We start from the raw sequence: 14,504 nt of genomic DNA on the forward strand, positions 1-14,504 counted from the left end.
TATCCCTTATAATTTCTATATAATTTTCTACCTATTGTTTCAATAATGTATAACGCTGGTATTTGTGTTGTAATATCGTTTTCTTCTATTTTTTCTTGTTGCACATAATAACCAATATTTATATCTGATATTCTTGCTAAAGTTGAATCTTCATTATTGGTAATGCTTATCATTTTACTACCCTTTCTTTTTAACCTATTTATATGGTCTATTACAGTTGGAGTTTCTCCAGACACAGAAAATGCAATAGTAACATAATTTTCTGTACATTTAATATTTATAGGATAAAACGGATCATCTATATATATAGCATTTTTACCTATTGCAGAAATATATCTTGCTGCATACTTTGAAAGAATACCTGAAAATCCTATTCCAACAAATATTATTGTATTGGCATTATTTAACTCATCACAAACCATATCTATTTTTTCTCTATAATCCATACTTTGTGCCTTTTTTAAAAAATCAATTATCATTGAGGTATTATCTGTTAATGATTTTCCTCCACCTTTTTCAATATACATTTTGAACTTTAATTTAAATTCTGAAAATCCTTCGCAATCTAATTTCTTACAAAATCTTAGTATAGTGGTAGTTGACACATGAGCTTCATTTGCTAATTCCCTTATTCTCATATAAATTACTTTTTCACTATTTTTCATTATATAATTATAAAGGGATAGTTCTAATTCATTTAAACTTTGTATTTTATTATAACTAAACATTACTCATCTCCTTTGCTAATTTAAGATAATGTATATAGTTATATATAATCTTAAATATTTAAATTAATAATAATTTTTTATATTAAATTTAAATAATCTTTATATAATTATACCACTTTAGCTAGATAATTATTATAAAAGGCTGAAATCTATTTTTATGAAGATCCCAGCCCTAAATTAAATGTCTTTAATTAAATTTATATATCTTCGCCTCTTGTTTCTATTATATGCTTATACCAATAGAAAGAGGCTTTTTTCTTTCTAGCTAAACCATTTTTATGATCTACATATATAAAACCATATTGCTTTTTATATCCATTTAACCAACTTAATAAGTCAATAACTGACCATGCATAATATCCTTTTAAGTTTATTCCTTCTTCAATTGCATTTTTAACAGCTTTTAAATGAGTTTCAATAAACTTAATTCTAGGTATGTCAACAATTTCATCTTCTATTATAGGATCTTCATCACCTAATCCATTTTCTGTTATATATATTTTTATATCTCCATATCTACCCTTTAGCATTCTTAATCCCTCTAAAAATGCTTCAGGTGATATCTCCCATCCCCATTTTGTGTACTTTTTATCATTCATTTTAACAGTTCTATAAAAACCATCAAATGAAGGATTACCTGGTGCTCCTGTTGAGTTTTCTCTATTTCTCTCAACTTCTTCATCCATATTGTTTTTCATTACCCTTTGAGGTTGATAATAATTAAGTCCTATAAAATCATTTTTATCTGAAGCTCTCTTTATTATTTGAAGTTCTTCATCTGTCCAATCAATTTTAATTCCTTTTTGCTCAATGATATCTACAACATATTTAGGATATTCACCTTTTAATATTGGATCATAATACCAATTTGTATCAATTTCATTTGCATGCTTAGCTGCAATTATATTTTCTTCTTTATTATCTATACTAAATGCAGGAGAAAATACATGTGTAATACCTATTTCACCATATTGTTTTAATGATTTATATAGTTCAATTGATTTAGCATGAGCTAAAAATACATTATGAGTGGCTTGGAAATATTTATTTAAATCACCTACTATTGCTGGCGGATGTGCTCCTGCTAAATATCCTAGTCCACAAAATACTACTGTTTCATTGAATGTAATCCAATGTTTAACTCTATCTCCAAAGGCTTTATAACAAACTTCTGAATAATTTAAGAATGCGTCTATTGTTTCTTTATTTATCCATCCACCTTTTTCTTCTAAAACTTGAGGCATATCCCAATGATATAATGTTACAAATGGAACTATTCCATAACTTAAACATTCATTTATTATATTGTTATAGAATTCTATTCCTTTTTGATTTACTTCTCCTACACCATTTGGTATTATTCTAGGCCATGAAATTGAAAATCTATATGATTCTAATCCCATCTCCGCCATTAATTTTATATCTTCTTTATATCTATGATAATGATCTATCGCAATATCACCATTAGTTCCTTCAAAAGTTTTCCCTGGTATCTTAGAAAATACATCCCAATTAGAAATTCCTTTTCCATCCTCATTCCAGGCACCTTCTACTTGATATGATGCAGATGCTGCTCCAAATAAAAAATCCTTTGCAAACTTCATTTATATTTCCTCCAATTCATAAAAATAAGCTTAATTTATTTCAATTTGTTACTTTACATAAAGTGTATAATAAAGTGCTGTTCCATACTTTGATTTTGTTTTAAATTGTGTTTTTAAATATGATTCTAATTCTTTTGCTGTTAAACTTGTTTCAGCTGAATAAATTATTTTTATTCTATTTTTATCATCACTTACTGTAAGCTTAACTTTATCATCCTCATAATTATCAAAAAATTCTCTTATAAATTTCATTTGAACTCCATTTATTTCTACATTATACATAACTTATCCCCCTACGATTTTTTAATTCTTTAATATAATTTTACAATACTTTTTAATTTAAAGCCTATTTTTATGAATTAATAAAACAAATATCACATTTTATAATTTGTTTTATTTTTGTAACAAATCGTTATCATAATTATATCAATAATCTTTAGGAAAATATATTATTTATTATTAAAAAGTATATATTAAATCTATTTTAATTACACTGCTATTAAAGGAGAGATAGTAAAATACCCATCTCTCCTTTATATATTATTTATTTTAAGGATATCATTACTTTTTATTTTAATATAACAGTAATTATATGTTCTTTATCTACTTCTAGTGAATTTATATATTTTTTATCTATGGTATTTAAATTATCAAATTCATATGTTTCATTATTGATGAATATTTCTTGAATTTTATACTCTCCAAAATCTTTATGCAATTCATTTATATATTCAACTTTAAATTTTCTGTCGCTAAATACTAAACTTATACTTGCTTTGTTGTCTTCATCAAATTGACTTAGTAATAGTTTAGGATCAAGTTTCATATCTCCATAACTTCCCTTTACTCCAAACATTTCCGTTAATACAGTCAAAATAAGCCAACTTGCTGATCCTGTTAAATAATGATACATTCCTCGTCCCTTAGAGCTTATATATTCGGGTATTCCAGGATATATCTTACTAACTTCAAAATTAATACAGTGTTTATATAGTGCATCTATAACTTTAAATCCTTCTTTTACAAAACCTCTTTGATAAAGTGCATTGGCATACATAATAGTCATATGACTAAAAACTGCTCCATTTTCTTTACTTCCATAAGCAAACCCAAACATTCTGCCTAAATCCATTTTTAATTCCTTAAAATTAGTATTTAGTCTATATCCTCCAACTTCCTTGTCATATAAGTAACTATCAGCTGCCTTAACTATCTCTTTTACTTGTTTTTCCGTTGCTATATTACTCATTATTGTGAATACTTGTCCTGTAAGCATCATTCTTGTGCCTGATTCAAAGTCACCTTCAACTTTTTTTCCACTATTGTCATAATAACCATTATACCAACTGTAACCTTCTGAATTTGTAATCCATTCTTTAGAGTTAATGTGATTCTTTATCCAATTTGCTTTTTCTTCAAGGTCTTTAACTAATAAATCTATATCAATTTCAGAAGTTCTTCCTTTTATATCATGATTACAACTTTTACAATAAGTATTTAAAATATTTATCTTTTCTTGTGGATAATCATATATATTATTTTTGAATAACAAAACTTCTATCTCTTCTGCCATCTCTACGTGTTTAATTTTATTTTCGTTTTTAATTTTCTTTAAAAGTTCACATATATTAACTAGATTTCCTGAATATAATGCTGTAAATGCTACACTTTCTCCTTTTTCCTTAGCCATGTCTAAAGCATCATTCCAATCAGCACCTCTTAACCTCATATTATTATTTTCTCCTACATCATAAAATGCAGTCAAATGTTGTACTAATATGTGTTCTAAAATAGTACCTAAATATATATTATTTTCTTTTGTTAATAATTTATTTCCTTGCTCTATACTCCATAGATTATCCTTGTCAGTACCTCGTACAGTTTGTAAATCTTTGAAATAACTTTGTTTTTCTAATAGAAAATTTATATCTCCACTTTGATTGATATATAAATTAGTAGTTAAGAATGGCCATGCACCATGATCCATCCATACCCTAGTTATATTATTTCTATCTGCTATAAATTCTCCTAAATTTGCTCCTATAATAGTTGCATTGGAGCCATCAAATCTTACTCCTGCAAAATTATTTAATAGCATTTCTCTTACTTCTTTAGGATCCATTGCTAACAAAGCTAAACAATCTTGCCATAAATCTCTCCATCCTCTTCCCCCTTTTCCATAATCATGATGAGGTAAGAATGAACATCCATATATTCTTCTAAGAATAGGTTGAAAATTAACCCAATGCATCCAATTATTAAATGTGCTATCTCCAGTATTATATTTAAGATTAATTTTATTTTCCCAATATAATTTAGTATCTTTTAATAACTCTTCGAAATCGGTTTCCTTTAATAATGTACTAGTAAGCTTTTCGAAATCATCTACTGATTCCCCATATCCAAAAGCAATTATATAAGATTTTGATTCATTTGGTTTCATTTTTTCATTCTTAAATCTTAATGCTCCTATACTTTCATATCCCTCAAACTTTTCTCCCGACTTAACATTAAATTCTTTATTTAACATTATACTTTCTGGATTTTCAAAGGAACCGCCTTCCCCTATAAATTCTTCTACTATAGGTGAAAAGCTTATTGGCATACTTTTATCTTCATCTACTGCTATAACTCCATAAACTATTTCATTTATTTTGTGACCTCTCTCATCAAATGTAAGTGTTGGTTTAACTATTACCCCTGAATTAATAGTTTCTATTCTATGCAATAATGAAGTAACATGTCTATGATCTCTTATATTATCTGCTGAACGACAATATAGCGGTATAGCTGCTGTTGGAGTTATATTTATATCTTCTTCTGATATATTAGTTATTGTTACTTTCATTAATTCAACTTTATATCCATTTGGTACAAAATTGATTATCTCACTTTTTAATCCCATCTCTTTAGAGGTTCTGATTACCTTATGACACATTATGCTACATTCAATTTCAGTTTCTTCCTTTTCTTTAGAAAAAACTTTTGATTGCTGCTGTGATGATACCCCTGTTACAGACCAAGCAGTTTTTCCTTCAACATATATCCAGAAATTTCTTGATGACTTATTGTTATGAAGATCTTCACTACTAACTGGTGCTAATAAAAATGTATTTTGATTCATCTTGCAATCACCATTTAAAGTAGGTGTCAAACTAGACATAACTCCAATTTCATTAGCTATTGGAAAGTATAAATAGCTATTCTTTTCTGGATCCTTAAGTGTAAATTTCCCTGTATAATTTTGAAAATTAATTCTTTGCAATATTAATCCCCCCTTATTTTTAATTTATCTACTTTATTATTTATTTGAGCATATTAATCAATTTTAGTACAAGATTCCCTTACAATTAATTCTACAGGTATTACCTTATTAATTTTTAGCTTTTCTTTCTTATTTATTTGTTCTACTAAAATATCTACTGCTGCTCTCCCTATTTCATCACAGTTTTGCCTTATAGTTGTTAATTTGGGAGTGACATATTGTGATATCTCTATATCGTCAAATCCCAAGATTGAGATATCCCCTGGTACATTAAGTCCAGCCTCCCTTATAGCTTCTATAGCACCAAGGGCCATCTTATCTCCTGCTGTAAAAACAGCTGTAGGTCTATTTTTTAATTTTAATAACTTTTGCATAGCTTTATATCCACCAGTAAAATCAAAGTTTGTACCATCTACTAAATATCCTCTTGGTATTTTTAGCCCTAATTCTTTCATGCTTTCTATATAAGATTCTTTTCTTACGGTACTTGGCCAATTATCACCGTTTGATGTACCGTATATATGAGCAATCTTTCTATGCCCTAAATTATATAAATATTCAATTCCTTGTCTGCATCCTGATTTATTGTCTGATGTAACTGTTGATGCATATTCCGCAAACATATCTATTATTACAATTGGAAAATTACTATTTACAAGAGATAATGTCTCCTTATCATGAGGATCTGTACAAATAATCGCTACCCCATCAACACATTTATACTTAAAATATTCTAAAAAAGTATCATTTTTCAGTCTATCATTTTTAGAACCAAACAATAATGAATATCCATGTATATCTGATTGTTTTTTGAATGCCTCTATTACTTTAGAAAAGAAAGGATGACTTAATCCTACACCAAGGTCTTCATAATAAACAATTCCTAATGTCCAAGTTCTCTTTGTGGTTAGCCCTTGTGCCTGAGAGTTTGGAAGAAAGTTTTCTTCTTCTAATATCTTTTTAATTTTTTTTCTAGTTTTATCACTCACATCTGGATAATTATTTATTACTTTTGATACAGTTGTAGGAGAAACTCCTGCAATTTTTGCGATTTCGTATATTGTAATCACCGTTTCATCTCATCCCTTCTATTTTAAGTTCATCATTACATTAGTTCTTTATGATTAGTCTTTAATAGTTATTTACATAAAGTATATATTGAATTTGCTTTTAATTTCAAATCAATAATTTCATTATCTATTTTTAAAGTAACATTTCTATCTTCTTCATTTTCATTCATTAAAATTATACATACATCTTCTTTGTAGTCTATGCAAGAAAGTGCATATATCTTTTTGTCATTAGTGACTTTAGTTAACAGTCTTAATGAATTTTTCTTAATGAATTTACTAAAGTGTGCTATATAATAAAAAGAACTGTTATATATTACTTCTTTTTTTTGTGTATCTACTATTATTGGAGCATCGCATAAGTTTCCGACATGATTTGGTCCGCCAGTTTCATCTAAAACTATATTCCAATCTATCCATGCCTCTACATAATTATTTAAGTCACCAATTATATTTCTACCATATCTTTCTCCTGGCTCCCAAGAACCAATATGAACTCCACCTTCTTGACATCCTTCAGTAAATATTATGTGCTTATCTGGAAATTCTTCATGAACCTTTGATGTATTTTCAAACTCCTCTGAAACATACCAATGTATGCCTGTACCCCATACATATTTATTTGCTTCTTTATCCTCTAGCACTGTCTTAGCCCTATTATAAACTAAATCTCTATTATGATCCCATATTATTATTTTTTTATCGAGTAATTTATTTCTTTCAAAAGTAGGCCCTAAATAATATTTTACAAAATCTCTCTCTTCTTCAGCTGAATACAAACATGAATCCCAAATCTGCTTTGCTGCTGGCTCATTTTGTACAGTAACCCCCCAGATATTAAATCCCTTTTCTTGCATTTCTTCTATATACTTAACATAATACTCAGCCCATAATTGTTTATATTCATTCTTCAATTTTCCACCATTATTCATTTCATTATTGGTTTTCATGTAACTTGGTGGACTCCATGGACTTGCTAGTATATTTAATTCACTCTTTTTCTCATTAATAACCTCTTTAAGTAATGGTAGTACATATTTTTCATATCTATCTAAAGAAAAACTACTTAATGATTTATCATTTTCTTCAACAAAACTATAATTCTCTAGTGAGAAATCACAGCTATTAATATGAATCCTTGCAAAATTATATCCTATTCCATTTTCTTCATTAAAATATAAATCTAGAATTTTTTTCTTTTCTTCTTCATCTATCTTAGAAAGTACATATGCGCTTGATTCAGTTATTGCTCCTCCAAATCCTAATATTTTTTGGAATCTTTTTTTAGTATCTACTGTAATTGTACAATTTAAGTCTTTATTATCATCTATACTAATATCATCTAAGCAATATTCATTTAATCTATCTTTAGTATGCTTACAAGTAACAAATACCTTATAATCATTCATAACTATTACCTCTCCATTATTCTATTGTAGCTATTATTTCTCTTATTTGGCCACTTCTTATCTTTTCAGCATCAGTTCCAAGTATTTTCTTTTGGTTAATTACTTTAATATTATTATCAATACCTATTAATTCATATTTAGTTATATTTCCTTTTCCTGAACCAAAGGTATCTTTGTTATTCTTATTGATATACTTTAGCCTTATACTTCCTAGTAAAGTAGTTTCTATTATATTATTTTTAAAGAAATCTTTTGGCAATACTGGCATTAATTCGAATTCTAAAACTCCATTTTCATATTTAAATATATTTTTTCCGGCTGTCATTATCTTCCATATGTTTAACATTTCTACAGTAGTTCCACTTAATCTTGCGATAAATCCTCTTCCATGTGTTCTTTCATCTGGATTAGCACTGCTTGCTATAAATGAAGAGTTTTCTAATATACTTCTTCCATATACTTTTGAATCCATAAAAGGAGGTAATACATTTTTTATATCCTCATAAAATTCTTCATATAGCCCTTCTTTTATTAGTTCTAAAATATATTTAAATTCCATATGCATGAAAATTGATTCTCTTTCAAGCCATCCTGATGTAAAAGTCCTTGCTCTCCCTATTTCAAATGTAACCTTTTCTAAAGATTCTGATGTCTTGTACATTTTTAATTTTTTATCATAAATATCGCTATTTTTTAAAGTTATATATATTTCCTTCTTTTCTTTTTCTTCTAAATTCGTTTTAAGATATCTTGCATATCCTTCCAAAAATAAAGGAAGAAAATTAACTTTAAACTCTATAGGATTTATATTTCCATTTTTATCTTTAGTAAATTTTACAGCTTCATAATACATAAATGTAGGAATTTTTCCATCATTCAACTCTTTTATTCCATCTATTCCTATATCTATTTTTTGTATCATCTTATCTACTGCATTTTCCATATCATCTTTATATAATATTTTTTCAGTTCCATCTATTGAGTATTTAACCTTTTCCCTATAATCTTCTCTTATATTTGAAATTATATCCCAATATTCACTTTGAGGTAATATATCATTAAGATTTTTCGAAAGATTATCCGTTAATTTCTTAACTACATCATAAAATTCTACTGGAAGCTTTAATCCAGTTTCTATTAGATTTATATTTTCTTTAATAAAACATGCTAATCTTTTTAGCTCTGCTGTTTCTGCAAAACTTGATCCTATAAGACCTGGAAGTCCATTCATAGCATCATTCCATCCTGGCTTACCTGCTTCCATTTCAATTCCAAATCCCATAACATCTAAAGTCATAAATTTAATAGTAGTAAGCATGAACAGCTTTGTGATCAAATTAGTCTTATATATTTTTCCTTCTTTATTATATATCCATTGATTTATATTGCCTTTTTTATTTAAGGCTACATATTGCCTAATAGTATTGTTGTCTATAATGTATTTTTCACTTCTAGGTAAAACATGCTCTGGAGAGTTATAAAATTTATATTCCATATCCTCTATTAGCAATTCTTTTAGTTTATCAGGATAAACGCCTAAATATTCTTCTATTAAATCAAGATTATATGTCCAGTGATCAATCCAAAATCCCTCACCAAAATCAGCTTCAACTTTTTCTTCACAAATATCTATTATTTCATCAATTAAAGGTCTAATTTTATCACTTGATAAATTTTGTTCTTTTAATATATATGAATATAATTCTCCTAATGTAAATTCATTATTGTGAATACTATTTAATATATCCTCATTTTTAATTTCATATTTTTTTAATATGCTTATAATTGAAGCTTTTCTTCTTTTATCTATATAAAACTTCTTTCCTTTTATAACTAATGGATTATATCCGTCAAGTTGTATCAAGTTATTGAATAATTTAATATTCTCCTTATTAGTGAAAGGATGAATGTAAATATCCATTCTTCTATTTTGATTTATATCTCTAAAATTCCCATTACCTTGAGAATAAAAATTGGGCTCTATACTAAAGAAATTATAGTCTCTTTCTAAATCACCATGTTTTCTGGAATAGACGTAATATACTTTATCCTTACCTATTTTTAATGGATATCCTCCTCTTAAAACATTATCTATATAACATTGTTTAATATATTCATCAAATAATGAATAATTAGTTACTGTATGGACATGCTCAGCTATGCTGTCTATTAACTTATTGCTTTCTATAATCTTTTCATTAAAATATTTCTTACTCAACAACTTATTTAAGTTATCATCTACTTCATTAATGCTATTCATGTATCCTATATAACTATGAATCTTAACTTCTTCTTTTTCCATCAAAACTGCTTGTTTTGCAGAAAAAGCACAAGGTACTTTGTTGTAGCAAATATTCTCATTACTTTCAAATAACTTTTCCACACTATTTTTGAACTTGAATGGATTTACTAAGCTAGTATCATATCCAAAAATATTTTCCGGATCTACTATAGGTTTTAGTACTTTTTCACTATCATCAAATGCTATATAAAAATATGCATTATTCACCATCTCAACCTTTGTTGTGTCCCCTGTAGAAGATCTTAAATTATATATTGCTACATTATTTTCTTTGATTTCTCCCTGCATCCAGCTTCTTAATGTATTTCCTATCTCTTTATAATCCTTATTATTAGAACCATATGGTAAAATTGCGGCTAATCCATCCAATACTTCTATATTCCTTACTATATTAGATTTATTAATTATCCTTAATTCTCTTCCAAGTGCTGCAAATTTTTCATTTGGAATAGTAAAATATTTTACTTCTATTTCTAAATTTATATCTTTGTTTATTTCTATTATCCTCAATTCATTATTTTTTATCTTAAGTATTCTCTTAATATTTTCACTTCTACTAACTGAAAACGGCTCTATAATTATATTTGAGTTATCTGATATAATCTTTATAAACGTCCTGAATCCATTAGTAGTAACCATCTTATACGCTTCATTTGCTGGAAAAAATTCCATTATACAATTGTTTTTATCCTTAATCCCAATACTACTAATCACTTGACCTCTATTTACATAAAATGACCACATTGGAATACCTTCTATACCAGCAACTCCTGATAAAAAACTTGCAAAAGGTGGTTTTATATCGTAATTTTCTATAACGTAAAAGCCTGATTCATCTATATAATCTGCTTTACTTCTACTATTCTTATCCATCTTCCAACCTTCCTCTCAATATAATTTAATCTACTCCTTGACACTACCTGCGGATATACTACTAATAATATATTTTGATAAGAACATGAAGGCTATGATTATAGGTAATACTGAAACTGCAACTGTTAAATATGTTGCTCCCATATTTGAAGCTATATCTTTAGACGCTCTCAATGATCCCATCATTACTGGTAATGTAAACTTCTCTGGACTAAGTAATAAAACTAATGGAACTAAATAATTATTCCATGATCCTATAAATGTTGTTATTGATATAGTTGCTATTCCTGGCATCATTATCGGAATACCAATCTTATGAAATGTTCTTATTTCACTTGCTCCATCTATTCTGGCTGCTTCAATAATAGTTCTAGGTAATACAGATTCTATATATTGCTTTAAAAAGAACACTACAAATGGATTTGCTATGGAAGGAATTATAAGTGGTATATAACTATCCATTAATCCCATTGTATTTACTAAATCATAAAATCCTAATAATCCTAATTGTGATGGAACCATCATTAATACTAAAATTATAGTAAATATTATATTTGAGCCTTTAAATTTGTATATTGCAAATCCATAAGCTGTTAATGCTGAGAAATATGCTGTTAATAGTGTTACACATACTGAAACAAATAAACTATTACGAAGACCAGTAAATATATTGAAATATTTACCCATAGCATTCCAGTTATCTAATAAGGAGCTTCCAGGAATTAATGTAAAACCAGATATTATTTCTTGATTACTACGAGTTGCATTAACTAACATCATTGCAAATGGGGCTAAGCATATAATACTCAAAATAATTAAGAATAAATATAATAATGATTTTTTAAACTTCGTGAACATTAACTTACCCCCTTATCTTTCTTTGATCCATACATTGTTTTAAATGTGAAAGCTGAACATATTGCTATTATAAAGAATAATCCATAAGCAATAGCTGATGCATATCCAACATTATTAAACCTAAATGCTGTATTATATAAGTACATAACAGCTGTATTTATTGATCCTGATGGTGAACCTAATCCATCGGTAATTAAAAATGGGATATCAAATATTTGCAGACCACCTATTAATGAGGTTATAGCAACATATAGCAATATAGGTTTTAAAAGGGGTAATGTTATCTTGCCAAATATTGTCCATCTACCAGCACCATCAATTGTTGCTGCTTCATAATAATCTTTTGATATTCCCTGAACACCAGCCATTAATACTAAAAATGAATTTCCAAACCACATCCATGCACCAATTACTGCTACTACAATTACTGCAGTACCTGGTTGTCCTAGCCAATTAACTTTACTATTAATTAGACCTGCATTTACTAAAAGTTGATTTAAGGATCCAAATTGCCAATCTAATAAAGTTGCGAATAAAAATGCTACGGATGTTGCTGCAATTAAATTAGGTAAATAAAATAAAGCTCTAAAAAGACTAAGTCCCTTCATTCTATATTTCATATCACTAAATATAATTGTTAATAAAAATGCTAAACCAAGTTGAATTATTATGTTTATTCCCCATATCTTTACGGTATTAACTAATGCATTCCAAAACATTTTATCTTGAATTAGACGTGTATAATTATCAAACCATATAAATTCAATCTTTCCATATCCATTAAAATTTGTAAAACTTAGATATAAAGTTCTGAGTATAGGATATATATTAAATATTATAAAAACCACTAAAAATGGCAGAATAAATAAATACCCATACCTATTTATTTTATTTATACTTTTAAAAGATGTTTTTTCTTTAATTTCAATTTTGTTACTATAATTAGTTCTACCTAAATTCACTTTTATCCCTCCCAACATCTTAATTTTATTAAAGAGGTGAAATTTATTTTCACCTCTCATATTTTAATATACTAATTACTTGGAACTTCTATTTCTGGATATACAGATTTTATATTACTATAGAATTCTTTTAACGCATCTTCCTTGCTCTTTTCGCCTTTTTGTACTGATTCAATAGCTTGTCCATAGTATTTTCCAACTTGGTCATCATATTTTGTTACTAATGAATAATCAACATCTTCTGCTTGTTTCAACCAGAAGTCATAAGATTTTTGTCCACCTAATGCAGGATTTTCTAAATCTTTATTAGCTTCTAAAACTGATTTTAAAGCAACTACATCACCATTTGATTTATCAATCCACCATTGTGCTACTTCTTCATCTAAAGTACAGAATTTAATAAAGTCCCATGCAGCTTCTTTATTCTTACTATAACTACTTATACCTACAAATGTACCGCCAGCAAAATATGAATTAGGACCAGTTGTTACTCCAAATTTTCCTGCTGTATCTTTTGCATTATCTCTAAGTATTAATGTTCCCCAAGTAGGTAGTGCATATGAAAATACTTCTGTTTTTTCGGCATTTTGATCTATATCTTTAAGTTCTTGCCACTCTGCATCAACAGGAACTGGGCCATTCATTGATGCATACCAAGCTGCTGACCATTCTGGTGCAAATGCAACTAATTTTTGTTGATATAAATCAACAGCAGCATCTAAATAATCTAATCTATCTTTAGTCATCATTAACTTATTATCTTTAACCCATGGTTCTGGATCATTACCATAAACAAACCATCTTAAATTTCCTGTATCTGAAAATACTCTATAGCCTTTTTCTTTAAGTTCTTTACCGGTTTCGATAATTGTTTTTACGTCTTTAAACTTATCTGCTATAAATTGAGGGTCATCATTTCCCCAAACAGATTTTGCTATATCTCTACGATAAGTTATTCCACCTGGAGTAACTTGATAACTTAAAGCTCTAACTACTCCATCCACATCTTTACCTGCTTCATATACATAATCAACTATTTTATCTTTATAATCTTCAACTTTGTATGGCGCTTTTGTTAAATCTTCAAAAAATCCTGCTTCAAAGAAATTTGGTAGCATTTGTGGCTCTCCAACTATAACATCTGGAACCTCTGCCTTACCTCTTAATGCAGTTGTAAGCTTAGTTGGATAATCCGCTGGAGCAATAACAGTAACTTCAACTTTTTTATCTGGATTTTTTTCTTGATAATATTCAGCAAAAGTTTTTAAATCTTCCGCTAAACTCCACACTACTATTTTATCGCTTCCTTCAGTTTTCTTTCCTTCTGATCCATTTGATTTTCCACATGCTGCTAACGATGCTGTCATTAAACCCACCATTACTAATGACATCAATTTTTTAACCCTCATAATTAATCCTCCTAAATTTTATAT

At 27.9% G+C, this 14,504-nt stretch carries 10 protein-coding genes; all 10 read right to left on the bottom strand.

Going from position 1 to position 14,504, the window contains the following annotated elements:
• Nucleotides 1–728, bottom strand: a 728-nt coding sequence (locus AAT22_RS15260) for a MurR/RpiR family transcriptional regulator (protein ID WP_047001857.1), incomplete at its 3' end; no start/stop codon positions are given.
• 197 nt (nucleotides 729–925) lie between these two features.
• Nucleotides 926–2,332 carry a GH1 family beta-glucosidase gene (locus AAT22_RS15265; protein ID WP_047001858.1) on the bottom strand — a complete coding sequence of 469 codons (1,407 nt, stop codon included), beginning with the start codon at nucleotides 2,330–2,332 and terminating at the stop codon, nucleotides 926–928.
• Between the two features lie 48 nt (nucleotides 2,333–2,380).
• Nucleotides 2,381–2,614: a hypothetical protein gene (locus AAT22_RS15270; RefSeq protein WP_016206283.1), complete on the bottom strand. Its 234-nt coding sequence runs from the start codon at nucleotides 2,612–2,614 to the stop codon at nucleotides 2,381–2,383.
• Nucleotides 2,615–2,900: 286 nt separating this feature from the next.
• The gene (locus AAT22_RS15275; RefSeq protein ID WP_047001859.1) at nucleotides 2,901–5,597 is read right to left on the bottom strand and encodes a cellobiose phosphorylase; all 2,697 of its coding nucleotides are present in this window, start codon (nucleotides 5,595–5,597) and stop codon (nucleotides 2,901–2,903) included.
• A gap of 53 nt (nucleotides 5,598–5,650) precedes the next feature.
• Nucleotides 5,651–6,667, bottom strand: coding sequence for a LacI family DNA-binding transcriptional regulator (locus AAT22_RS15280; RefSeq protein ID WP_016206285.1), 1,017 nt, complete (start codon nucleotides 6,665–6,667; stop codon nucleotides 5,651–5,653).
• A gap of 68 nt (nucleotides 6,668–6,735) precedes the next feature.
• Nucleotides 6,736–8,076: a glucosylceramidase gene (locus tag AAT22_RS15285; RefSeq protein ID WP_047001860.1), complete on the bottom strand. Its 1,341-nt coding sequence runs from the start codon at nucleotides 8,074–8,076 to the stop codon at nucleotides 6,736–6,738.
• 16 nt (nucleotides 8,077–8,092) lie between these two features.
• Nucleotides 8,093–11,251: a hypothetical protein gene (locus AAT22_RS15290; RefSeq protein ID WP_047001861.1), complete on the bottom strand. Its 3,159-nt coding sequence runs from the start codon at nucleotides 11,249–11,251 to the stop codon at nucleotides 8,093–8,095.
• Nucleotides 11,252–11,281: 30 nt separating this feature from the next.
• Nucleotides 11,282–12,109: a carbohydrate ABC transporter permease gene (locus AAT22_RS15295; RefSeq protein WP_047001862.1), complete on the bottom strand. Its 828-nt coding sequence runs from the start codon at nucleotides 12,107–12,109 to the stop codon at nucleotides 11,282–11,284.
• Nucleotides 12,109–13,071 (bottom strand): sugar ABC transporter permease, encoded by a 963-nt coding sequence (locus AAT22_RS15300; protein WP_084820785.1) that lies wholly within the window; start codon nucleotides 13,069–13,071, stop codon nucleotides 12,109–12,111. The genes AAT22_RS15295 and AAT22_RS15300 overlap by 1 nt, the downstream gene beginning before the upstream one ends.
• Nucleotides 13,072–13,142: 71 nt before the next feature.
• Nucleotides 13,143–14,480, bottom strand: coding sequence for an extracellular solute-binding protein (locus AAT22_RS15305; protein WP_047001863.1), 1,338 nt, complete (start codon nucleotides 14,478–14,480; stop codon nucleotides 13,143–13,145).
• Nucleotides 14,481–14,504: the final 24 nt, after the last annotated feature.

The organism is Clostridium sp. C8 (genome assembly GCF_001010885.1).
GTDB lineage: Bacteria > Bacillota > Clostridia > Clostridiales > Clostridiaceae > Clostridium > Clostridium sartagoforme.

Excerpts from the sequence above, each read along its gene's own strand:
- AAT22_RS15285 (WP_047001860.1), bottom strand. The coding sequence starts at position 8,076 with ATGAATGATTATAAGGTATTTGTTACTTGTAAGCATACTAAAGATAGA.
- AAT22_RS15295 (WP_047001862.1), bottom strand. The coding sequence starts at position 12,109 with ATGTTCACGAAGTTTAAAAAATCATTATTATATTTATTCTTAATTATT.
- AAT22_RS15290 (WP_047001861.1), bottom strand. The coding sequence starts at position 11,251 with ATGGATAAGAATAGTAGAAGTAAAGCAGATTATATAGATGAATCAGGC.
- AAT22_RS15265 (WP_047001858.1), bottom strand. The coding sequence starts at position 2,332 with ATGAAGTTTGCAAAGGATTTTTTATTTGGAGCAGCATCTGCATCATAT.
- AAT22_RS15270 (WP_016206283.1), bottom strand. The coding sequence starts at position 2,614 with ATGTATAATGTAGAAATAAATGGAGTTCAAATGAAATTTATAAGAGAA.
- AAT22_RS15305 (WP_047001863.1), bottom strand. The coding sequence starts at position 14,480 with ATGAGGGTTAAAAAATTGATGTCATTAGTAATGGTGGGTTTAATGACA.